The sequence below is a fragment of the Nonomuraea sp. NPDC048881 genome (assembly GCF_040649795.1).
Taxonomy (GTDB): domain Bacteria; phylum Actinomycetota; class Actinomycetes; order Streptosporangiales; family Streptosporangiaceae; genus Nonomuraea.
The window spans coordinates 82,073-101,733 of record NZ_JBEZGC010000005.1 but is presented as its reverse complement, the minus strand read 5'-3'; the positions used below and the strand labels follow the sequence as shown (position 1 = coordinate 101,733).

Here is a 19,661-nt window from a genome sequence, read left to right as displayed (position 1 = left end):
CCCTAACCCCGACCGACGCGGCCCCACACGTACGGATCGGCCTGGGCGCTGCCGAACGGCGACCAGGCCAGGCGCGTCTGGCCGGTCCTGTCCCCGGTGTCGGAGTCGTAGACGAGCACGTTCGCTCTCAGCGCGGTGGGCGGGGCGGGCAGCAGCGCGAACGGGATGCGCACCTCGACGCCGTACCCGCCGTCGTGGGCCGCGGACGCCACGCCCACCTGCGGGGCGGGGCCCTGGCGGGCGTCGGCGTCGCGGGCCGCGCACGGGCCGCCCTCGGCGGTGTAGGGCAGGACGCCCAGCTTGAACGTGGTCGAGGTGTCGTCGGAGTCGCCGCGCGGGTCGAGGGCGATCTCGACCGCGTCGGTGCGCCAGTGGCGCTCGCACTCGTCGAGGGCCGCGCCGCGCGCCTCGTCGGTGACCTCGACCTGGACGTAGAGGTCGGCGCCGTGGCGGGTCAGCCGGGCGGTCGCGGCGCAGTCGGCCGCCGCGCAGCGCTCGCCCTCCCAGTGGGCGAGGGGCAGGGTGGGGCCCGCGTATTCGCCGGGGGAGGCGACGCCGTCGAGCACGGGTGCGCGCCCGGCGACCGGGAGCGTGGTGGCGGGCGGCTCGGGGTAGTCCGGCTGCGCCCGGTTGGCCAGCCAGGGCAGGCCGGTCGCGCGCGCCCAGTCGCGGAACTCGGCGTACAGAGGACGCAGGCCCGCCTGCTCGACGACGGGAGCCGGCACCGGCCGCCCGCCGTCGAAGACGACCGAGAACCAGTCGCACCCGAACGGTCCGGCCACCTTCGCCGGCCGCGTGGCGAACCCCTGCGTGCGGTACGCCCGCTCGGCGTCGCGCTCCCGCTGGGCCCACGTGGCGCGGTGGCGCGGCGACCAGGCGCCCGCCCAGACGCCGAGCTGCGGCAGCCCGGTGGCCGGGTCGCGCAGGGCGGCCGTCGCGCAGCCGGGGCCCACGGGGCCGCGCAGCCCCCAGTTCTGGGTCAGCAGCCGGGTGGCCCGCCAGGGCGCGCCCGTCCCGGGGAACGCGGCGGGGTCGGCGGCCAGCCGGAACGCCTCGACGGCCAGCCGGGCGGCGAGCTGGTGCCCGCCGTGCTGGTTGAAGGGCCGCGGGTCCATCGTCACCACGGTCGAGGGCCTGGTCGCCCTGATCGTCTCGACCAGCCGCCGGAGGGTGCCGGGCCCCCACGCGCGGGCGGTCAGGGGTGCCGACAGTGTGTACCAGAAGTCCGGTCTGTCCAGGTAGAAGACGTCGCGGATGCCCGCGTGCGCGACCGCCTCGCGCTCCTCGGCCTCCCTGATCCGGCCGAGCGCCGCGCCCTTCTCCGGCCCGGCGGCGTTGCCGCCGCCCTCGCCGCGGGTGACCGTCACGACCCCGGTGGTCAGCCCCAGGCGTTCGCGCCACTGCCCGAACGTGGACAACGACTGGTACTCGTCGTCCGGATGGGCGCCCACGAACAGCACGTCGACGTGCGGCGGCACGGCCCAGGCATCCAGCATCGCGGCTCCCCCCGGCGAAACGTCTCCCCGATCCAGAAGGTTAGCCACCGGCGCTAGGCTTGGTGAGCATGGAAGAACCTGAGGTGCACCCCGCTCTGGAGCAGATCGCGTTCCTGCTCGGCCGCTGGGAGGGCGCCGGCGTGGGCGGCTATCCGACGATCGAGAGCTTCAACTTCGGCCAGGAGATCGAGTTCGGCCACAACGGCAAGCCGTTCCTGACCTACGTCAGCCGCACCTGGCTGCTCGACAACGACGGCAACCGGGTCAGGCCGCTGGCCACCGAGTCCGGCTACTGGCGTCCGCAGCCCGACCGGCAGATCGAGGTGGTGCTCGCGCACCCGACCGGCATCGTCGAGATCTACATCGGCGAGGTGGTCTTCCACAAGATCGAGCTGCGCACCGACGTCGTGGCCCGCACCTCCACGGCCAAGGAGTACACCGCGGGCCACCGCCTCTACGGCCTGGTCAACGGCAACCTGATGTGGGCCTATGAGATGGCCGCCGTCGGCCACCCGCTCACCGACCACATGTCGGCCGAGCTGAAGAAGGTGTCCTGAGCATGACCTCGCCCTTCACCCCCGACGCCGTCGAGGCGATCAAGCGGCACATGAACGACGACCACACCGGCGACGCCCTGGTCATCGTGCGCGGGCTCGGCGGCCGGCCGCAGGCCACCTCGGCGGTGACCAGCGACGTCGACGCCGAGGCCATGGAGTTCACGGTCGACGGCGGCGAGCGGGTGCGCGTGCCGTGGGGCGAGACGCTGACCGAGCGCGCCCAGGTGCGCAAGGCGGTCGTGCGCCTCTACCGGGCGGCCTGCGCCGAACTGGGGATCGAACCCCACGGGGAACACTGAGGGAAGAAACAAGAAGGGCCCCGGGCAACACTCCGCCTGCCGAGCAGACGGGCCGGATGGACCAATGGACGGGATGCGTCATCCCGCCCTCCGGCTGCCAGGGGCCCCGGTGGTTGCCTCGGATTCGCTTGCGACACGAGACAACAGTCCGCAGCGCTAGCGGACAACCACCTCGCTAGCCCGACTATGACTAACCATTATTCGGACCACCTCCTTTCCGCGTACTCACGAAGCTATGCGGTCGCGAATGCCGGGGGCAAGTAATTATCGGACGGCCGCGAACAGGCGATCGTGCGCTTTACACTCGGGGGCATGACCGAGACGCAGTGGCACGAGGAACTCCGCGCCAAGGGCTACCGGGTCACCCCGCAGCGGCAGCTCGTGCTCGAAGCGGTCAAGGATCTGGAGCACGCGACGCCCGAGGAGATCTGCACCAAGGTGCGCGAGACGGCGCGCGGGGTCAACATCTCCACCGTCTACCGCACGCTCGAACTGCTCGAAGAGCTCGGCATGGTCACCCACACCCACCTCGGTCACGGCGCGCCGACCTACCACCTGGCGGCCGAGGCCGACCACGTCCACCTGGTGTGCCGGGGTTGCGACGAGGTCTTCGAGGTGCGTCCCGAGCTGGCCGAGGGGCTGGTGAAGGGGCTCGACGAGGAGCTGGGGTTCGCGGCCGACGTCCATCACCTCACGGTGTTCGGCCGCTGCCGCAACTGCCGCTGACCCGCGGCACCGGCGTCGGGCACCGGCGTCGGGCGTCGTCGCGGGGGCGGATAGCCTTGGATGCATGCGTAGCCCTCTGCTCGATCTCCCCGGCGCCGTCGCGGCCGACGGGCCGGACGCCGACGTAGCCGCGCACTATGGCGACCTGTTCGCCGAGCAGCGCGCGCTGGCCAAGGGTGAGGCGGTCGTCGACCGCAGCAACCGCGAGGTGGTCCGCATCTCCGGCGCCGACCGGCTGAAATGGCTCAACGACCTGACCTCGCAGAAGCTCGACACGCTGACGCCCGGCCAGTGGACCCAGACGCTCGACCTCGACCTCCAGGGCCGCGTCCTGCACCACCTCACGCTGGTCGACGACGGCGAGAGCGTGCTGGCGCACGTCGAGCCCGGCACGGCGCAGAGCCTGGTCGACTATCTCGACCGCATGCGGTTCATGCTGCGCGTGGAGGTGTCGCGGGCCGACGACCTGGCGGTGCTCTCCACGGCCGCCGAAGACTTCCTGGTGCCGCGGGCCGAGCTGGCCGATCATCTGGGCCGGCCCCTGGCGGGGCTGTGGGCGTACGAGGCGTTGCGCATCGAGGCCCACCGGCCGCGGCTCGGCTTCGAGACCGACCACAAGACGATCCCCCACGAGGTGGGCTGGATCGGCTCGGCCGTCCACCTGAGCAAGGGCTGCTACCGCGGCCAGGAGACGGTCGCGCGCGTCCACAACCTGGGCCACCCGCCGCGCCGCCTGGTGTTCCTGCACCTCGACGGCAGCGTCGACACCCTGCCCGCGCACGGCGACCCGGTGATCTTCGAGAGCCAGGAGATCGGCGTCGTCGGCTCGGCCGCCCGCCACCACGAGCTGGGCCCGATCGCGCTGGCCGTGGTCAAGCGCACGGTCCCGGTCGACGCGCCGCTGCTGGCCGGTGGCGTGGCCGCCGCCCAGGAGGTCGTCGTGTCGCCGGACGCCGGTCGCAACGTCAGCATCGACCCCTCGCTGCGCCGCCGGATCCGCTGACCCCGCTAGGCGTCGATGTCGAGGACGAGCGTGATCGGCCCGTCGTTGACCAGCGAGACCTTCATGTCGGCGCCGAAGCGGCCGGTCTCCACGTGGGCGCCGAGCGCCCTCAGCTCCTCGACCACGGCCTCCACCAGCGGCTCGGCGACCGGCCCCGGGGCCGCGGCCTGCCAGGTGGGGCGCCGGCCCTTGCGCGCGTCGCCGTAGAGGGTGAACTGGCTGATCACCAGGAGCGGGGCGGAGACGTCGGAGCACGACTTCTCGCCGTGCAGCACGCGCAGGCCCCACAGCTTGGCGGCGAGCTTGGCGGCTTCGGCGCGGGTGTCGGTGTGCGTCACGCCGACCAGGACGAGCAGCCCCGGCTCGTCGATGGCGCCGACTGTCTGCCCCTCGACCTCGACGGAGGCCGAGCTCACTCGTTGTATGACTGCTCGCATGGCATCCCATTCTGGCGCAGAAAGAACTGTTCGTAGACTCGTGCCGAAAGGGGGCGCGTAATGTCGCTTGTTGTCGAGGTTGTCCGGTCGGGGTTCGTGGAGTCCACTCATCTGGCCCGCATGCTCACCGTGGACGCGCAGGGCGTCCCGGTGGAGACGCGGGGAGCGGTGCACGTGCCGGCCTCGCCGCGATCGTCGATGAAGCCGCTGCAGGCGCTCGGCATGATGCGCAACGGCCTCCAGCTGGAGGGTGAGCTGCTGGCCCTGGCCTGCGCCTCGCACTCCGGTGAGGCGTTCCACGTGGACGGCGTACGGAACATCCTGGCCGGAGCGGGCCTGGACGAGTCCGCCCTGCTGTGTCCGGAGGACCACCCGTTCGAGCGCACCTCGACCGAGTTCGGCCGGGTCTACATGAACTGCTCCGGCAAGCACGCCGCCATGCTGGCCACCTGCGTGCTCAACGACTGGCCGCTCACCACCTATCTGGAGCCCGCGCACCCGCTCCAGCGCGCGATCCGCGCGACGGTCGAGGACCTGACCGGCGAGCGGGTGGCCGCCTCCGGCGTGGACGGCTGCGGCGCGCCGCTGTTCTTCGTCTCGATGCTCGGCGTGACCAAGGCGTTCCGGGCCTTCCCGCTGGCCGCGGAGGGCTCGTTCGAGCGGCGCATCTTCGACGCCATGCGCGCCCACCCCGAATGGACCTCCGGCACCGACCGGCCCGAGGCCAAGCTCATGCGGGCGATCCCCGGGCTGATGCTGAAGGCGGGCGCGGAGGCGTTCGACGCGTTCGCGTTCGAGGACGGCCGAGCCGGCACGATCAAGATCGAGGACGGCTCGTCGCGGGCCCGCGTGCCCGTCACCGTGGCGGCCCTGCGCTCGCTCGGCCTGGACGCGCCCGAGCTGGCCGAGCTGGCCAGGCCGGCGCTGCTGGGCGGCGGCCGGCCGGTCGGCGAGCTGCGGATCCGCTAGAGGGGCGAGAGCCGCCGCCGCGCGGAGTGTCTACAGGGTGCGGAACTGGCGGCTGGCGGAGATGGCCCCCGAGGTCGTCGTGGTGAACGTGCGCATCGACCCGGCGAACTTGGACAGGTCCCACTCCGCCGGCCCGTGGTACCAGTAGAGGTTGTCGGCCTGGTGGCCGTTGCCGGTCACCGAGGCCACCACCCGCGACCAGTGCTCGACCCCGTCGAAGATCACCGCGTACGGCAGGTAGCGCGAGAACAGCTCCACCCGGTGCTGCTCGGGCACCTCGCCGAGGTCGCCGGAGAACAGGTACTCGCGGAAGCCCATCGTGTGCGCGAGCGCGGCCGAGCCCTTGGCGGTCTTGGCCGGCATGTACTGGCCGCCGGCGGCCAGCGCGCCGCCCGCGATGACCAGGGCCAGCCCCAGCAGCCCGTACGTGGTGAACCAGGCCAGCCCGACCGTGGCCAGCAGGCCCACGCCGATCAGCACGACGCCGATCGTCGTCCACCGGGTGCGCTCGGTGTCGGGACGGCGGGCGAACCAGCCCTGCTCGACCACGTCGCTGTAGAGCGCGTCGCGCACCTTGCCCAGATGGCCGGCGAACGAGCCGGACAGCTGGGAGAGCAGCACCGCGTCGCGGCCGTCGAAGACCGCGTCGTACAGGGCGCGCTCGTACGTCAGCAGCGAGTTGACCGGCGCGTTCGGCAGCCTGACCAGCAGCCAGTCGGGGGCGTCGTAGGTCTGGCGGGGCTGCTCGTCGATCCGCAGGTAGCCGCGGACGGCCAGGTCGACGATGGTGGCGGTCACGTCGATCACGTCGGCCTGCTCGTCCACCAGCGTGCCGATCTGGCCGGGACGCACGCCGTCCGGCGGGGTGAAGTGCCCGTTCTGGATGGGATCGACCCCGCCCTTCTCGTGGCCCGCGACCCGGGCGTCCCGGCCGCGCGTCCAGTAGAGCAGGCCGACGCCGCCGAGCAGCAGCACCAGCAGGGCGGCCAGCGCGCCGCCGGTGACCAGGTCGAGGGTGAACGCCGAGGCCAGCGAGAAGCGGCGCTCCAGGATGGGCGCCCCGGAGCTGGAGCCCTTGAGATAGCCGACGACCACCGTCAGGGCCTGGCCTGCCGCGAGGTTGTCCTGCTCGAAGTCGGCCCGGGTGGCGGTGTGGTCCATCGAGGCCGAGGTGCAGCCGATCGCCGAGGTCAGGTCGCCGGCGAAGCACGACAGGTTCTGCACCTGGCCGGGCCCGCTGACCTGGACGGTCGCCTTGGTGACGGGGACGCTCCAGCCGCTGACGGCGAACCAGCGCAGCTCCTCGACCCCGCCGGAGGTGGTCACCGCGCCCTTGACGTCGTACTCGACGGTCTGGCCGGTCACGGTCAGGACGTCGCCGTCGAGCTTGCCGCCCTTGACGTTGGTGACCCGGTAGACGCGGTCGTTGTCGTCGTCGTAGCGGGTCTTGGTGAGCAGGGTGCGCTTGAGGCCGCCGGACGCCCCGGTGATCTTCTCGACCACGTGGAGAGTGCCGTCCTTGGCGAGCGTCATCGTCACCTGGTCCGTGATCCCGGCCTCCGCCGAGGCGGGGGTGGCCAGCAACGTCAGAGCGGTGGCTCCCAGGGCGGCCAATGTGAGTCTGAAACCCGTCATGGCGGGACATCGTAGCGGTTGCGGGTGTCAATCCAGGGTGATGGCGTCGGCCGCCCGGCGTACGCTCTCGGGCGAGGCGGCCATGCCCGGGTTCTCCAGGGCCAGAGCCTGGTTCAGGGCGACGTAGGGCCGCATGCGCCGCTCATAGCGGTCGAACGCCCCCTCGGGGGCCTGGCCCAGCTCCTCGGCCAGCACGTACGCCCCCACCAGGGCCAGGCTGGTGCCCTGCCCCGACAGCGGCGAGGGGCAGTGGGCGGCGTCGCCGATCAGCGCGACCCGGCCCTGCGACCAGCGGTCCATCTCCACCTGGGCCATGGCGTCGAAGTAGAAGTCGTCGGCCTGCCACATGGCCGCGAGCAGCTTGGGCGCCTCCCAGCGCAGCCCCGAGCAGTGCTCCTGGACCAGGCGCTTCTGCTGCTCGACGTCGCGGTGGTCGTAGTCGATCGGGCCCGCGGCGAAGCCCATGTTCACCTTCATCACCGCCGGCTCCCGGTCGCTGAACAGGCCGAACCCGGCCTCCCCCTCGCGGTGCCACAGCTGCCAGTGATCCAGGCCGAGGAAGTTGTCGGCGGTGTAGATGGAGACGTACATGCCGAGGTGCCGCAGGAAGCGCTGCTCCGGGCCGAACACCAGACGCCTGACGTTGGAGTGCAGGCCGTCGGCGCCGATCACGTAGTCGTAGCGTTCCCGGACGCCGCTGTCGAAGGTCACGTCCACGCCGTCGTCGTCCTGGGCGAGGGCGGCGATGGAGTCGCCGTAGCGGCAGGGGGCGTCGGTGACGGCGCCGAGGATCGCGGTGAGGTCGTCGCGGGCGATCTCGACGTCCGGGCTGTCGAGCCGGCCGCCGCTGATCGTCTCCTCGGTGCTGCGCATGATCTCGTTGCCGTCGCCGTCGACCATGGACATGCCGCGCATGGTCGTCCGCGCGGCCCTGACCTGCTCCAGGATGCCCATACGGTCGGCCACGACCAGGGCGGCGCCGCGGAGGTCGACGGCCTGGCCGCCCCTGCGCGGGCGCGGCGCGCGCTCGACCAGCGTGACCTCGAAGCCGCGCCGCCGCAGCCAGTGAGCCAGGACGGGCCCACCGACGCTCGCTCCCGAGACCAGAACCTTCATGACGCGCTCCTTGTTGTTGACGTTGTACGCGAGACTGAATGTACGTCGTACATACAGCAGTTCACAAGGGTCCACTGGTACGATCTGTACTAGTACAGAGAAAGGATTGTGATGACCGCTCCGCCCTACGCGCGCATCGTCGAGGACATCAGGCGGCGCATCGCCGACGGCCGGCTCCGCCCCGGCGACCGGGTGCCCTCCACCAGGCAGCTCGCCCGCGACTGGGAGGTCGCGCTCGCCACGGCCGCCAAGGCGCTCACGGTCCTGGCCCAGGAGGGCGTGGTGGTCGCCGAGCCGCGCGTCGGCACGATCGTGGCCGAGATCCGCGGCGGCAGGGCGCGGCGGGCCCCCGTCCCGTCCGGCGACGACCTGACCCGCGACCGCATCGTGGCCGCGGCCGTCGAGATCGCCGACGCCGACGGCCTCGCCGAGCTGACCATGCGCGGCGTCGCGGGCCGCCTCGGCGTGGCCACCATGTCCCTCTACCGGCACGTCGGCGGCAAGGACGACCTGGTCATGCTCATGATCGACCACGTGATCAGGGAGTTCCCGCTGCCCGACCCGCCGCCCGACGGATGGCGGGCCAGGCTGGAGACCGCCGCCCGGGTGCAGTGGGCGGGCTACCGCACCCACCCGTGGATGGCCAGGGTCACCTCACTGACCAGGCCGCTGCCCTCGGCCAGCCTGATCGCCCACACCGAGTGGGTCATGCGCACGCTGGAGGGCTCGCCCCTCGATCCGATCAGCAAGATGCACGTGCACACCCTGCTGTTCAGCTTCGTCCAGGGCCTGGCCGCCAACATCGAGATGGAGCAGCAGGCCCAGGCCGCGACCGGGCTGACCGCCGACGAGTGGATGACCAGCCGGGAGGGGGAGCTCCAGGCGCTGGCGGAGTCGGGGCGGCTGACCGCCTTCACCGGCGTCATCGAGGAGCTGGGCGGCGAGTTCGACCTCGACCTCGACCGGCTGTTCGCCTTCGGCCTCGACGCGCTGCTCGACGGGCTCGCCGGGCTGGTCGAGGGGCGCTAGTCGGAGATCGCGATGCGCAGCCGGCGGAAGCCGCGGCCCTTGCTCTCGATCTTGGCCACCCTGATGCGGCCGATCTGCTTGGTCGAGGCCACGTGGGTGCCGCCGTCGGCCTGCGTGTCGAGGCCCACGATGTCGACGACGCGCACGTCCTGGACGGCCTCGGGCACCAGGTTGCTGGCCGTGCGGATGATGTCGGGGATCTCGAACGCCTCCCGCCGCGGCAGCACGCGCACGTCGATGCGGCGGTCGGCGGCGATCTCGGCGTTGCACGCGTCCTCGACGGCCTCCTTGAAGCCGGGCGGCACCTCGGGCAGGTCGAAGTCCATGCGGGCGCTCAGCTCGTCCATGTTGCCGCCGGTGACCAGGCAGCCGTAGTCCCTGAACACCACGCCGCACAACACGTGCAGGCCCGAGTGCGTACGCATGAGCGCCGAACGCCGGGCGTCGGCCACCGCTGCCTCGACCACCGTGCCGGCGGGCGGGATCGGGTCGCCTTCGGCGGGGATCAGGTAGAGATCGTCGCCTTTGCGCACCCCGACGATGCGCGTCTCCACGCCCTGCCAGACCAGAACTCCGTGATCGGCAGGCTGGCCGCCGCCGCCTGGATAGAATGCCGACCTGCTCAGCACGATCCCCTCAGGCGTCGCGTCCAGCACGACGGCTTCGAAATCCCGCAGGCTCTGGTCGGACAGTTCGAGCCGTTGCGTGCGTCCGTGGAGGTCGGCGGTCATATCGGCAGCCTAGTGCCCCGGGGTGATTATGCGTGGCCTGATGCTTCGAGGAAGAATCGCCCCGGTCGTCGCACTAATAGGGATATTTGCTGGAATTTCAGCATGTACGAGTGCGGTGGCCCGGACGCCGCCGCAGCGGGCGCCCGAGGCCGTCCCTCCCGCCCGTCCGGCGGTTCCCGTGATGATGTTCGTGGGCGACAGCTTCACCGTCGGATCCGGCCCGGTGCCGCCCTGGCGGACCTACGCCTCGGAGTCGGCGCGGCTGCTCGGCTGGCAGCCGGTCATCGCCGGCGCCGGCGGCACCGGCTTTCTCAACGAGGGCAAGGTGGGCCGCACGTTCCGGCGGTCGTTCGAGGAGGAGCTGGCCTGGCGGCCGGCCCCCGACGTGCTGGTCATCTCCGGCGGCCACAACGACCAGCGCTGGAGCACCGGGCAGGTGCGCGCGGCCGCCGCCGCACTGCTCGCCGAGGTGCGCCGCCGCTGGCCGGTCACCAAGGTCGTCATGGTCGGCCCGATCTGGCTGGAGGACACCCCGGCCAAGGCCTACCGGGTGCGCGACGCCCTGGCGGAGGTGGCCGACGCCGCGGGCGTGCCGTTCCTCGACCCGATGCGCCGGAAATGGGTGACCGGCAGGCCGTCGGAGACGGTGCTGCCCGACGGCGTGCATCCCACGTTCGCCGGGCACGAGCGCATCGCCGCGTGGCTGGCGGCGGAGCTGGCCTGATCTGGACGGGGCCGGCCTACCAGGGGCCGTAGGGGCCGCTGTTGCCGCGGCCCATGCCCTTGACCGCGGGCTTGACGTCGACGATGTAGATCGTGGCGGCGATGACGGCCAGGATGGAGAACAGGCCGAGCCCGTTGAGGCCGATGAACCGGAAGCCGCCGATCAGCATGAAGTCGTTGAAGTAGCCCAGCGCGCCGCCGCCGGACAGCAGGGTCGCCAGCGCGAGGATGAGCACCCAGATCTTCTTCTGCAGCTTGCCCGCCGAGACGAACGCGTTGGTCGGCACGCGCGCCGCGTGCACCAGCGAGTAGACCGACATGCCGAAGATGACGGCGGCGAGCACCAGGAAAAGGAAGTTGAAAACGCCGTTGATCATATTCATGTTGCTGGCTCCACCCAACGCCGCGATGAAATCGGCCCCAGCCTAATAGGCGTCCCCGACAAGCGGGCACCGGAACAGGAACGGGCCCGCCTCCGAAGAGGCGGGCCCGCTCGCTCACTCAGGCCTTGGCCCGAGGCGTGCGCGTGGTCTTCTTGACGGGCTCGGCGACGGGCGGCTCGGCGGCCTCCGACACCTCCTCCAGCTCAAGGGCGGCCTCGCCGGTCGTCTTGCTGACGACCTTGCGGCCACGGGTGGCAAAGTCCTCGTAGACCTCGGTGGCCTTGTTGCTCAGCTGGTCGGCGTACTCGCGGGCCTTGTCCGGGAACTCGCGGACGAAGCCCTCGGCCTTGTCGGCGTACGCGCGGGTCTTCTCCGGCAGGTCCCTGGCCAGCTCCGAGCGGCGGGACTGGAGCTGACGCAGCTGCTCGGGCAGCTCGCGCAGCTTCTCGACGGCGAAGTCGCCGGCGCCGGCGAAGGCGTAGAACGGCTTGGAGTCGGTGAGCTTCTTGACCTCGGTGGCAAGCGTCATGGGTTAACCTTCCTTGGTTTCCTGGGTGACGGTCCCGTTGCCGGGGGAGGCCGCGTAGGGCTCAAGCGCGGCGAGATACTCCTTGGGCAGCGGCGGCTCGTCGTCCGCGGTGGAGTCGTGCTGAGGGCGGGCGTTCTGGGAGGTCTGCTCGCCCTCGGTGCGGTTCTCCTTGCGGAACGATTCATAGATGTCGATCAGCACCTGGCGCTGCCGCTCGGTGAGCAGCGTGTCGGCGTTGACCGCGGTGATCACGTCGCTCGGCGGCTCCCGGTCCTCGATGAGGCCGGCCTGCACGTAGAGCGCCTGCGAGGAGATCCGCAGACCCTTGGCGATCTGGTTGAGAATCTCCGCGCTCGGCTTGCGCAGCCCGCGCTCGATCTGGCTCAGGTAGGGGTTGGAGACCCCTGCCGCCTGCGCGAGCTGGCGCAGCGAGATCTTCGCCTGTTGCCGTTGCTCGCGGATGTACTCGCCGATCGAGCCGACCTTCGGTAGTGCCATACCCACAGTCTGCCGTCCCGTGCTTGCAATTGCAAACGGAACGGCTAACACCTGCAAGCAGTCAGAGCTGGTAGACCCACAGGAAGGGGGTGGTGGTGAGCAAGCTCACAGAGAGGGCTAGGTAGCCGTACCGGACAAATGCTGACAATTCCGGCCCTGGCTTGATCAGGCGGTCCACCCTGGCCATGACGTTGTGCGCGTGCACGCCGAGCATGCCCTGCGGGGTCGGCATGGCGCCGGCCGTACCGAACCTGAGCAGCGCCGTCGCGAGCCTGCGCGGTGAGCAGTAGCGGCGCGCGCGGTCGTCGGCGGCCATCTCGATCAGCAGCTCCACCTGCGCCTGCGCGTCGGCCACCACCTTCGACCAGGGCAGCGCCCGGCGCAGCGCGGCGAACGGCAGCAGCACCAGATCGTGCCGCTCGCGCACGTGGGCGGCCTCGTGCGCCAGCACGGCCGCCATCTCGTCCGGCGACAGCAGCTCAAGCGCGCCCGCGCTGACCACGACCTGCGAGCGCAACCCCGGCACGCAGTACGCCGCCGCGCTGGGATGGTCGAGCACCCGCACCCCCGGCACGCCCGGATCGTCGCGGGAGATCAGCGCGAGCAGCACGCGATGCCGCCGCCGCGCGCGCAACGCCTGCACGCCGGCCGTCAGCAGCACCACGACCAGCACCGCCAGCGACGTGAGACCGGCGATCATGGCCAGGACGTGCAGCGGGTCCCAGGCCTCGACCGGTGTCCTGCCGCGGGCGAAGGCGATCAGCCCCGGCAGCACGCCCACGTTGTAGGGCAGGACCGCGTAGGCCAGCATGGCGCCGGTGGTGGCCAGGCCCCAAGCCACGCCCAGGGACTGCCAGACGATGATGGCGAGCCTCGGGGCACGGGAGGTCCACCGGGCCGTCGTGAAACGCCAGGAGCCGAGCGCGCACGCCGTGGCGAGCGCCGCTAGCACCGCTGCCGTGATCACTCTTCCTCCAGCTCCGTGAGAGCTCTCCGCAGGATCTCCGCCTCCGGGCCCGACACGGCCTGGGCGAAGCGGGTCAGGGCGGCCGATCGGTCGCCCGTCAGGTCCAACGCCTCAAGCATAAGCTCGGCGATGTAGGCGTCACGGCTCGCGGCCGGTTCGTAACGCCACGCGCGGCCGTCCCTGGTGCGCTCCAGGAAGCCCTTGCGCGTGAGGCGGTCGAGTACGGTCATCACCGTCGTGGGGGCGAGGTCGCGATCGGCAATGAGCCTGCCGACCTCGCGGGCGGTCAGCGGGTTGTGCTCCGCCCAGAGGATGTCCATGATGCTGCGCTCAAGCTCGCCAAGACCCTTCACGCCCTTCAGGGTAGCTCTACAAAGCGTCGAGCTGGCATCCGGGAGCGGCAAGTGGCGGCCCGGAACCCCGCCTGGCAGGCTCGGTGAGATGAATGTCACGTTGGTGCAGGGCGACATCACCGAGCAGCGGGCCGACGCGATCGTGAACGCGGCCAACTCCTCGCTGCTCGGCGGCGGGGGCGTCGACGGAGCCATCCACCGCCGCGGCGGGCCGGAGATCCTGGAGGAGTGCAGGCGGCTGCGCGCCGGGCATTACGGCAAGGGCCTGCCGACCGGCAAGGCCGTCGCCACCACCGCCGGGCTGCTGCCGGCCCGCTGGGTGATCCACACGGTCGGGCCGGTCTACTCCAGGTCGCAGGACCGCTCCGAGCTGCTGGCCTCCTGCCACCAGGAGTCGCTGCGGGTGGCGGACGAGCTGGGCGCGCGGACGGTGGCCTTCCCCGCGATCTCCACGGGCGTCTACGGCTGGCCGCTCGACGACGCCGCCCGCATCGCCGTCGCCGCCGTGCGCGCGGCCGGGACGTCGGTGGAGGAGGTCAGGTTCGTGCTGTTCGACACCGCCGCCTACGAGGTGTTCCTCGCACGGCTCTCCCGATAGCCCGGATCCCGTCAGCTCTCCCGATGGCCCGGATCCCGTCAGCGCGGGTCCACCGCCGACCAGGGCAGCGTCAGCTCGCCGAGCCGCCAGCGGGCCGGGCCGCCGAGCGGCGGGCGCACCGCCACCGGCCACTGCCCGGCCAGCAGCCGCACGGACGCCAGCCAGCGCTGCCGCAGCCCGTGCACGCCGTAAGGAGCGCTGACCGCCCACGCGTGGTCGAAGTCACGCAGGAACGCATGGATGCGCTCACCCGGCACGTTCCGGTGGATGAGGGTCTTCGGCAGCCGGTCGGCCAGGTCGGAAGGCCGCTCGAAGGCGTCGAACCGGGCGGAGAACGTCAGCGTGCGCGGGCCGTCGGGGGACAGGCCCACCCAGACCGCCCGCCGTCCGGTCTCGGAGCAGGTGCCCTCGACCAGCACGCCGCCGGGGGCCAGCTTGCCGCACAGCACGTCCCAGTAGTGCCACGCCTCCGCCTCGCCGTACTGGCGCAGCACGTTGAAGGCGCGGACCAGCGTCGGCGGGCGCGGGACGGGCAGCTCGAAGCCGCCGAGCGCGAAGCTCAGCCCCTCCCGCTCGTACGGCTTGGCCAGGGCCACCCTGGCCGGGTCGATCTCGATGCCGACCACCTCGACGTCGGGCGCGACCGCGCGCAGCCGGGTGAACAGCTCAAACGTGGTCGTGTGCGAGGCGCCGTAGCCGAGGTCGACGACGAGCGGGCGGACGGCGGCGCGCAGGGCCGGGCCGTGCACGGCGGCCGTCCAGCGGTCGACCCGGCGCAGCCGGTTGTGCCACGTCGTGCCACGGGTGATCGCGCCGACCGGTCTGGCCATCCGGCTCAACCGCCGCTGACGCGGTGCACCTTGTGCTGGGCGGCCTGGGCGCGCGGTCTGATCACCAGGCGGTCGATGTTGACGTGCGACGGGCGCGTCACGCACCAGGCGATGGCGTCGGCCACGTCGTCGGCGGACAGCGGGTCGGGGACGCCCTCGTACACGCGGGCGGCGGCCGTCTCGTCGCCGCGGAAGCGGGTGACCGCGAAGCCCTCGCTTTTGACCATGCCCGGCGCGATCTCGACCACCCGGACCGGCTGCCCGACCAGCTCCAGGCGGAGGGTCTCGGCCATCGCGGACTGGGCGTGCTTGGCCGCGCAGTAGCCGCCGCCGCCCTCGTAGGAGACCAGGGCGGCGGTCGAGGTCAGCATCACCAGCACGCCGTCGCCCGACTCCACGAGTTTGGGGATCAGCGCCTGGGTCATGCGTAGGGAGCCGAGTACGTTCGTGTCGTACATCTGCTGCCAGTCGTCCAGAAGGCCGTCAGTGACCGATTCCATGCCGAGCGCGCCACCGGCGTTGTTGACCAGCACGTCGCAGCGGTCGAGCGAGCCCACCAGCGCGTCAACCGACTCCTGAGAGGTCACGTCGAGCGTCACCGGCCTGATCGAGGGCACCTCCGCGGCCAGCTTGTCCAGCCGGTCGCGGCGCCGTGCGCCCGCCACCACCACGTAACCTTCAGCGGCGAGCCGCCGCGCGGTCGCCTCGCCGATCCCGCCGCTCGCGCCGGTCACCACTGCCGTTCTCTGCATGCCCCTCATCCTGCCAGGGCGGACGCGGTGCGAACCGCGGCAGGGAATGTCGAAAAAATTCGGATAGTTGTATTCCGCTTGGAGGTGATGTCGAGTGAGGCGACGACGGGTCAGCCGGGTCGCGACCATCAGCATGCACACATCGCCATTGGACCAGCCCGGCACGGGCGACGCCGGTGGGATGAACGTGTACATCGTCGAGTCGGCCAGGAGGCTGGCGCAACTCGGCGTGGAGGTGGAGATCTTCACCAGGGCCACCGCCCGCGACCAGCCACCCGTGGCCGAACTCGCCCCAGGCGTCCTGGTACGTCACCTGACGGCAGGGCCGTACGAGGAGATGGACCGCGCGGACCTTCCCGGGCAGCTGTGCGCCTTCCTGTCCGAGGTGCTGCGCACCGAGGCCATGTACGACCCCGGCCGCTACGACGTCATCCACTCCCACTACTGGCTGTCCGGGCAGGTCGGCTGGCTGGCCAAGGAGCGCTGGGGCGTGCCGCTCGTGCACACCATGCACACCATGGCCAAGGTCAAGAACCTGCTGCTCGCCCAGGACGACAAGCCGGAGCCGCAGGCCCGCGTGGTGGGCGAGGAACAGGTCGTGGAGATCGCCGACCGTCTCGTGGCCAACACCGCCGACGAGGCCCGCGAGCTCATCGACCTGTACGGCGCCGCCCCACAGCGCGTGGCCGTCGTGAACCCCGGCGTCAACCTCACCGTCTTCCAGCCCGCCTCGCAGGGCGCCGCGCGGCAACGGCTCGGCCTGCCGCAGGACGCCCGCGTGCTGCTGTTCGTCGGCCGCATCCAGCCACTCAAGGCCCCCGACGTGCTGCTGCGCGCGGCCTCGCGCATGCTCATCGACGACCCCTCGCTGCGCGGCCGGCTGGTCGTCGCCTGCGTCGGCGGGCCGTCGGGCAACGGGCTCGCCCGGCCGTCCATCCTCACCGAACTGGCCGGTGAGCTGGGCATCTCCGACGTCGTCCGGCTCGTGCCGCCGGCCCCGCAGGAGGAACTGGCCGACTGGTACCGGGCGGCGGACGTGACGGTCGTGCCGTCCTACAGCGAGTCGTTCGGGCTCGTGGCCCTGGAGTCGCAGGCCTGCGGGACGCCGGTCGCCGCCGCGGCCGTGGGCGGGCTGCGCACCGCCGTCCACGACGGGGTCTCCGGCGTGCTGGTGGACGGGCACGACCCGGACGAATGGGCCCGCGTCCTGCACCGCCTGGTCACCCTGCCGGACTGGCGTGAGCAGTTGTCGCGGGGGGCGCGCACGCACGCGGCCGCCTTCGGCTGGCAGGCGACGGCGGGCCGGCTCATGGAGGTGTACGCGGGCGCCGTCGCGAACCTGCACAAGGTGCCCGTGGCGCTCAACTTCTAGCGGCTGGACGGCCTCACGTCGCGCGCTCCTAAGCTGTATCCCATGCGCGATGTCGTCGAAGCCGCGCTCAAGGCCGCGGACGTCTCCTACGACGAGCCGCGGCCCGGGGCGTTCCTGGTCAAGCTGCCCGGACAGCACAAGCTCGCCACCATGACCTGGCTGATCGTCGGCGAGCGGGTGCTGCACGTCGAGGCGTTCTTCTGCCGCCAGCCGGACGAGAACCACGAGGAGTTCTACCGCTGGCTCCTCGGCAAGAACGGCGCCATGTACGGCGTGCACTTCTCCCTCGACCCCGTCGGCGACGTCTACCTGGTCGGCCGGGTGCCGCTGGCCGCCGTCAGCGAGGAGGAGGTCGACCGGCTGCTCGGCTGCGTGCTGACGTACGCCGACGACTGGTTCGACCGGGCGCTGGAGCTGGGCTTCGCCTCCTCCATCAGGCGGGAGTGGGAGTGGCGTGCCAAACGCGGCGAATCCCTGGCCAACCTGCAGGCTTTCGCCCGATTCGCCGACCCCGGGCAGTGACCTGCCGGCGCTCCGGGCGGCGGCCATAGGATTGGCCGCATGGCGACTTTGGTGCTGCTACGGCACGGTGAGAGCGACTGGAACGCGAAGGGCCTGTTCACCGGTTGGGTGGACGTCAGCCTGTCGGCCAAGGGCGAGGACGAGGCCCGGCGCGGCGGCCGGCTCCTGCAGGAGGCCGGTCTGCGGCCCGACGTCCTGCACACCAGCCTCCTGACCCGGGCCATCCAGACGGCCCAGCTCGCCCTGGGCGAGGCCGACCTGCTCTGGCTCCCGGTCAAGCGCAGCTGGCGGCTGAACGAACGCCACTACGGGGCCCTGCAGGGCAAGAACAAGGCCCAGACGCGTGAGGAGTTCGGCGACGAGCAGTTCATGCTCTGGCGCCGCTCGTACGACGTGCCGCCGCCGCCCATCGCCGACGACGACGAGTACTCCCAGGCCGGCGACCCCCGTTACGCCCTCCTGCCGCCGGAGCTCATGCCGCGCACGGAGTGCCTGAAGGACGTCGTCGACCGCATGCTCCCGTACTGGTACGACGAGATCGTCCCCGACCTGGCCGCGGGGCGCACGGTCCTGGTGACCGCGCACGGCAACTCGCTGAGGGCCCTGGTCAAGCACCTCGACGGCATCGGCGACGACGACATCGCCGGGCTCAACATCCCCACGGGGATCCCGCTGGCGTACGAGCTGGACGCCGACTTCAAGCCGCAGGTGCGCGGCGGGCGCTACCTCGACCCGGAGGCCGCCAAGGCCGCCATCGAAGCAGTGGCCAACCAGGGCCGCTGACCCCACAGCCCTTCGGGCGCTTCGCGCGGCGCCCGGCGTGCCGCGCGAGGCGCCTTCGCACGACCGTGCGAGGGCTCGGGGCTTGGTGTCGGCGGCGGGGAAGGCATGTCACTGATGCCGGACACTGAAATGTGTGGGCCGGCTTGGGGCGAGGTGCCTATGCTTTCGGGGATGTGAGCACCTCTGCCAGAGCTGAGCGCTCCTGCCCCCTTCCGTCCGCCGGGGAAGCCCGCGTTCCGGGCGGGACGGTCTGACGTGCCGACGTGGGAGCCCCATGTGTCGCGCGGGCTCGTACGCGTGGTCGAAGCGTCCTGTTGCGAGGAGTACGTCCTGTGCTTCGAGGCGGCGCAGTTCTTCGTGCGGCGGGTCACCGAGCGCGGGGACCATGAGGAGACCGCCAGGGGCCCGTACGCCCGTGCCGCCGCGGTCTGGGCCGAGCTGGCGCGGCGGCATGTGTGCAGGAGCCGGCAGGCGGCCTCCTGACGTCGGCCGAGGCGCGGGCGCGGCCCGTCAGTCGGACGTCGGGCGCAGGACGAGGGTGACGAACCCGAAGACGTCCCGGTAGACGCGCAGCCACTCGGCGCGGTGGGTGTCGGCCGTCGTGAGGGCCTCGAACCTGTCCGGATGGTCGGGGTTGTCCAGAGCCCAGGACGCCAGCGAGCCCGTCCAGGCCCATTCGTAGTCGTCGAGCTCCTGACGGGTGCTGATGTGGCCGTGCACCGGCGTCCAGCCGTCGGCGGTGACGCGGTCCATCAGGGCCGGCAGGCCGGTGAGCTCGCCCAGCATCTCCACCGCCTCGGCGGACGGCTCCCCGGCCCAGAAACCGTCGCCGACCAGGACGCGCCCGCCGGGGGCCAGGTGCTCGCGCGCCGCCGCGAGCGTGGGCGGCAGGCCGCCGAACGCGTGCGTCGCCCCGACGCTGATCACCAGGTCGAACGCGTGCGGCGAGGTGAACTCGGCGGCGTCCGCACGATGGAGGACGAGCCGGTCGTGGACGCCGAGCGCCTCCGCGCTCTCGCGGGCGTGCGCCAGCGAGCCCTCGGCGATGTCCACGCCCTCCGCCTGCAGCTTGGGACGCGTGCTCAGCGCGCGCAGCAGCCACTCCCCGCCGCCGCAGCCGAGGTCGAGCACGCGCGAGCCGCCCTGGGGGAGGGCGCGGTCGAGAAGGCGGCTCACCGAGTCGTCGTCGAGCGGAGCCGCGATCGGATGGTCCGCGTGGGCGAGTCGGGAGATCTGTTCACGATTCACCGGCGGAGCCTGCCACATGCGGAGACGTCACCGCATCCGCTTTTGGCCAGGAGACAGGGCGCTTGGCGGGCGTCTGTCGCTGCTTGTCGCTGTTCGTCCCGCCGG

Annotated in this window: 25 protein-coding genes; 12 read left to right on the top strand and 13 right to left on the bottom strand. The window is 71.8% G+C overall.

Features of this window, described 5'->3' with window-relative positions; all coding sequences use genetic code 11:
* Positions 1-2: 2 nt before the first annotated feature.
* Complete coding sequence (locus AB0C33_RS19020; RefSeq protein ID WP_358289342.1) at positions 3-1,496, bottom strand: sugar-binding protein; 1,494 nt, start codon at positions 1,494-1,496, stop codon at positions 3-5.
* 68 nt (positions 1,497-1,564) lie between these two features.
* On the opposite strand from AB0C33_RS19020, the gene AB0C33_RS19015 reads away from it, so the two are divergent.
* The 4 genes from AB0C33_RS19015 to AB0C33_RS19000 all read left to right on the top strand — a co-directional run bounded on the left by AB0C33_RS19015 (position 1,565) and on the right by AB0C33_RS19000 (position 4,081).
* Positions 1,565-2,053: an FABP family protein gene (locus tag AB0C33_RS19015; protein WP_352319740.1), complete on the top strand. Its 489-nt coding sequence runs from the start codon at positions 1,565-1,567 to the stop codon at positions 2,051-2,053.
* A 2-nt stretch (positions 2,054-2,055) separates the two neighbouring features.
* Positions 2,056-2,352 carry a DUF2470 domain-containing protein gene (locus AB0C33_RS19010; RefSeq protein ID WP_352319738.1) on the top strand — a complete coding sequence of 99 codons (297 nt, stop codon included), beginning with the start codon at positions 2,056-2,058 and terminating at the stop codon, positions 2,350-2,352.
* Positions 2,353-2,664: 312 nt separating this feature from the next.
* On the top strand, positions 2,665-3,078 hold the full coding sequence (locus AB0C33_RS19005; protein WP_357967168.1) for a Fur family transcriptional regulator: 414 nt from the start codon (positions 2,665-2,667) through the stop codon (positions 3,076-3,078).
* 64 nt (positions 3,079-3,142) lie between these two features.
* A complete protein-coding gene (locus AB0C33_RS19000) occupies positions 3,143-4,081 on the top strand; it encodes a folate-binding protein (RefSeq protein ID WP_358289339.1) in 939 nt (312 codons plus the stop codon).
* Between the two features lie 5 nt (positions 4,082-4,086).
* On the opposite strand, the gene dtd is transcribed toward AB0C33_RS19000, so the two are convergent.
* Positions 4,087-4,518 (bottom strand): D-aminoacyl-tRNA deacylase, encoded by a 432-nt coding sequence (dtd, locus tag AB0C33_RS18995; protein WP_358289336.1) that lies wholly within the window; start codon positions 4,516-4,518, stop codon positions 4,087-4,089.
* A gap of 60 nt (positions 4,519-4,578) precedes the next feature.
* Here dtd and AB0C33_RS18990 point away from each other — a divergent pair, with 60 nt between their 5' ends.
* Positions 4,579-5,487, top strand: coding sequence for an asparaginase (locus AB0C33_RS18990; RefSeq protein WP_358289333.1), 909 nt, complete (start codon positions 4,579-4,581; stop codon positions 5,485-5,487).
* A gap of 30 nt (positions 5,488-5,517) precedes the next feature.
* Here AB0C33_RS18990 and AB0C33_RS18985 read toward each other — a convergent pair whose 3' ends face one another.
* Together AB0C33_RS18985 and AB0C33_RS18980 are read right to left on the bottom strand one after the other, a co-directional pair.
* Positions 5,518-7,122 (bottom strand): DUF2207 domain-containing protein, encoded by a 1,605-nt coding sequence (locus AB0C33_RS18985; protein WP_358289329.1) that lies wholly within the window; start codon positions 7,120-7,122, stop codon positions 5,518-5,520.
* 27 nt (positions 7,123-7,149) lie between these two features.
* Positions 7,150-8,238: an FAD-dependent monooxygenase gene (locus tag AB0C33_RS18980; protein ID WP_358289327.1), complete on the bottom strand. Its 1,089-nt coding sequence runs from the start codon at positions 8,236-8,238 to the stop codon at positions 7,150-7,152.
* Between the two features lie 111 nt (positions 8,239-8,349).
* On the opposite strand from AB0C33_RS18980, the gene AB0C33_RS18975 reads away from it, so the two are divergent.
* Positions 8,350-9,267, top strand: coding sequence for a GntR family transcriptional regulator (locus tag AB0C33_RS18975; protein ID WP_358289324.1), 918 nt, complete (start codon positions 8,350-8,352; stop codon positions 9,265-9,267).
* Here the strand turns inward: AB0C33_RS18975 and AB0C33_RS18970 are convergent.
* On the bottom strand, positions 9,264-9,998 hold the full coding sequence (locus tag AB0C33_RS18970; protein WP_358289322.1) for an alanyl-tRNA editing protein: 735 nt from the start codon (positions 9,996-9,998) through the stop codon (positions 9,264-9,266). The genes AB0C33_RS18975 and AB0C33_RS18970 overlap by 4 nt on opposite strands.
* Before the next feature lie 115 nt (positions 9,999-10,113).
* Here AB0C33_RS18970 and AB0C33_RS18965 point away from each other — a divergent pair, with 115 nt between their 5' ends.
* A complete protein-coding gene (locus AB0C33_RS18965; RefSeq protein WP_358289319.1) occupies positions 10,114-10,722 on the top strand; it encodes an SGNH/GDSL hydrolase family protein in 609 nt (202 codons plus the stop codon).
* Between the two features lie 16 nt (positions 10,723-10,738).
* On the opposite strand, the gene AB0C33_RS18960 is transcribed toward AB0C33_RS18965, so the two are convergent.
* The 5 genes from AB0C33_RS18960 to AB0C33_RS18940 form a co-directional block, all read right to left on the bottom strand.
* A complete protein-coding gene (locus AB0C33_RS18960) occupies positions 10,739-11,098 on the bottom strand; it encodes a DUF2516 family protein (RefSeq protein WP_358289316.1) in 360 nt (119 codons plus the stop codon).
* Between the two features lie 124 nt (positions 11,099-11,222).
* Positions 11,223-11,633, bottom strand: coding sequence for a hypothetical protein (locus AB0C33_RS18955; RefSeq protein WP_357967190.1), 411 nt, complete (start codon positions 11,631-11,633; stop codon positions 11,223-11,225).
* 3 nt (positions 11,634-11,636) lie between these two features.
* Positions 11,637-12,131: a helix-turn-helix transcriptional regulator gene (locus AB0C33_RS18950; RefSeq protein WP_358289314.1), complete on the bottom strand. Its 495-nt coding sequence runs from the start codon at positions 12,129-12,131 to the stop codon at positions 11,637-11,639.
* Between the two features lie 61 nt (positions 12,132-12,192).
* The gene (locus AB0C33_RS18945) at positions 12,193-13,098 is read right to left on the bottom strand and encodes a M56 family metallopeptidase (protein ID WP_358289313.1); all 906 of its coding nucleotides are present in this window, start codon (positions 13,096-13,098) and stop codon (positions 12,193-12,195) included.
* Positions 13,095-13,451, bottom strand: a complete 357-nt coding sequence (locus tag AB0C33_RS18940) for a BlaI/MecI/CopY family transcriptional regulator (RefSeq protein WP_352319711.1) — start codon at positions 13,449-13,451, stop codon at positions 13,095-13,097. The genes AB0C33_RS18945 and AB0C33_RS18940 overlap by 4 nt, the downstream gene beginning before the upstream one ends.
* 88 nt (positions 13,452-13,539) lie before the next feature.
* Here AB0C33_RS18940 and AB0C33_RS18935 point away from each other — a divergent pair, with 88 nt between their 5' ends.
* A complete protein-coding gene (locus AB0C33_RS18935) occupies positions 13,540-14,049 on the top strand; it encodes an O-acetyl-ADP-ribose deacetylase (protein ID WP_358289310.1) in 510 nt (169 codons plus the stop codon).
* 38 nt (positions 14,050-14,087) lie between these two features.
* Here the strand turns inward: AB0C33_RS18935 and AB0C33_RS18930 are convergent, their stop codons facing one another.
* Both AB0C33_RS18930 and AB0C33_RS18925 read right to left on the bottom strand, forming a co-directional pair.
* Entirely contained in the window at positions 14,088-14,879 is a 792-nt protein-coding gene (locus tag AB0C33_RS18930; RefSeq protein WP_358289307.1) for a class I SAM-dependent methyltransferase, read from the bottom strand.
* Between the two features lie 5 nt (positions 14,880-14,884).
* Positions 14,885-15,631 carry an SDR family NAD(P)-dependent oxidoreductase gene (locus AB0C33_RS18925; RefSeq protein ID WP_358289304.1) on the bottom strand — a complete coding sequence of 249 codons (747 nt, stop codon included), beginning with the start codon at positions 15,629-15,631 and terminating at the stop codon, positions 14,885-14,887.
* A 94-nt stretch (positions 15,632-15,725) separates the two neighbouring features.
* On the opposite strand from AB0C33_RS18925, the gene mshA reads away from it, so the two are divergent.
* The 4 genes from mshA to AB0C33_RS18905 all read left to right on the top strand — a co-directional run bounded on the left by mshA (position 15,726) and on the right by AB0C33_RS18905 (position 18,791).
* A complete protein-coding gene (gene mshA / locus AB0C33_RS18920; protein ID WP_358289301.1) occupies positions 15,726-17,003 on the top strand; it encodes a D-inositol-3-phosphate glycosyltransferase in 1,278 nt (425 codons plus the stop codon).
* Positions 17,004-17,045: 42 nt separating this feature from the next.
* Positions 17,046-17,525, top strand: coding sequence for a YbjN domain-containing protein (locus AB0C33_RS18915; protein ID WP_357967206.1), 480 nt, complete (start codon positions 17,046-17,048; stop codon positions 17,523-17,525).
* A gap of 39 nt (positions 17,526-17,564) precedes the next feature.
* Positions 17,565-18,308, top strand: a complete 744-nt coding sequence (locus tag AB0C33_RS18910) for a phosphoglyceromutase (protein ID WP_352355458.1) — start codon at positions 17,565-17,567, stop codon at positions 18,306-18,308.
* Positions 18,309-18,584: 276 nt separating this feature from the next.
* Positions 18,585-18,791, top strand: coding sequence for a hypothetical protein (locus AB0C33_RS18905; protein ID WP_352319699.1), 207 nt, complete (start codon positions 18,585-18,587; stop codon positions 18,789-18,791).
* Between the two features lie 27 nt (positions 18,792-18,818).
* Here AB0C33_RS18905 and AB0C33_RS18900 read toward each other — a convergent pair whose 3' ends face one another.
* Positions 18,819-19,556 (bottom strand): methyltransferase domain-containing protein, encoded by a 738-nt coding sequence (locus AB0C33_RS18900; protein WP_358289298.1) that lies wholly within the window; start codon positions 19,554-19,556, stop codon positions 18,819-18,821.
* Positions 19,557-19,661 lie beyond the last annotated feature (105 nt).

Bases quoted from the DNA above. Each gene is read 5' to 3' on its own strand.
- AB0C33_RS19020 (WP_358289342.1), bottom strand. From the start codon at position 1,496: ATGCTGGATGCCTGGGCCGTGCCGCCGCACGTCGACGTGCTGTTCGTG.
- AB0C33_RS18985 (WP_358289329.1), bottom strand. From the start codon at position 7,122: ATGACGGGTTTCAGACTCACATTGGCCGCCCTGGGAGCCACCGCTCTG.
- AB0C33_RS19015 (WP_352319740.1), top strand. From the start codon at position 1,565: ATGGAAGAACCTGAGGTGCACCCCGCTCTGGAGCAGATCGCGTTCCTG.
- AB0C33_RS18970 (WP_358289322.1), bottom strand. From the start codon at position 9,998: ATGACCGCCGACCTCCACGGACGCACGCAACGGCTCGAACTGTCCGAC.
- AB0C33_RS18975 (WP_358289324.1), top strand. From the start codon at position 8,350: ATGACCGCTCCGCCCTACGCGCGCATCGTCGAGGACATCAGGCGGCGC.
- AB0C33_RS19005 (WP_357967168.1), top strand. From the start codon at position 2,665: ATGACCGAGACGCAGTGGCACGAGGAACTCCGCGCCAAGGGCTACCGG.
- AB0C33_RS18910 (WP_352355458.1), top strand. From the start codon at position 17,565: ATGGCGACTTTGGTGCTGCTACGGCACGGTGAGAGCGACTGGAACGCG.
- dtd (WP_358289336.1), bottom strand. From the start codon at position 4,518: ATGCGAGCAGTCATACAACGAGTGAGCTCGGCCTCCGTCGAGGTCGAG.
- AB0C33_RS18955 (WP_357967190.1), bottom strand. From the start codon at position 11,633: ATGACGCTTGCCACCGAGGTCAAGAAGCTCACCGACTCCAAGCCGTTC.
- AB0C33_RS18930 (WP_358289307.1), bottom strand. From the start codon at position 14,879: ATGGCCAGACCGGTCGGCGCGATCACCCGTGGCACGACGTGGCACAAC.
- AB0C33_RS18935 (WP_358289310.1), top strand. From the start codon at position 13,540: ATGAATGTCACGTTGGTGCAGGGCGACATCACCGAGCAGCGGGCCGAC.
- AB0C33_RS18980 (WP_358289327.1), bottom strand. From the start codon at position 8,238: ATGAAGGTTCTGGTCTCGGGAGCGAGCGTCGGTGGGCCCGTCCTGGCT.
- AB0C33_RS18990 (WP_358289333.1), top strand. From the start codon at position 4,579: ATGTCGCTTGTTGTCGAGGTTGTCCGGTCGGGGTTCGTGGAGTCCACT.
- AB0C33_RS18925 (WP_358289304.1), bottom strand. From the start codon at position 15,631: ATGCAGAGAACGGCAGTGGTGACCGGCGCGAGCGGCGGGATCGGCGAG.
- AB0C33_RS19010 (WP_352319738.1), top strand. From the start codon at position 2,056: ATGACCTCGCCCTTCACCCCCGACGCCGTCGAGGCGATCAAGCGGCAC.
- AB0C33_RS18915 (WP_357967206.1), top strand. From the start codon at position 17,046: ATGCGCGATGTCGTCGAAGCCGCGCTCAAGGCCGCGGACGTCTCCTAC.
- AB0C33_RS18950 (WP_358289314.1), bottom strand. From the start codon at position 12,131: ATGGCACTACCGAAGGTCGGCTCGATCGGCGAGTACATCCGCGAGCAA.
- AB0C33_RS18960 (WP_358289316.1), bottom strand. From the start codon at position 11,098: ATGATCAACGGCGTTTTCAACTTCCTTTTCCTGGTGCTCGCCGCCGTC.
- AB0C33_RS19000 (WP_358289339.1), top strand. From the start codon at position 3,143: ATGCGTAGCCCTCTGCTCGATCTCCCCGGCGCCGTCGCGGCCGACGGG.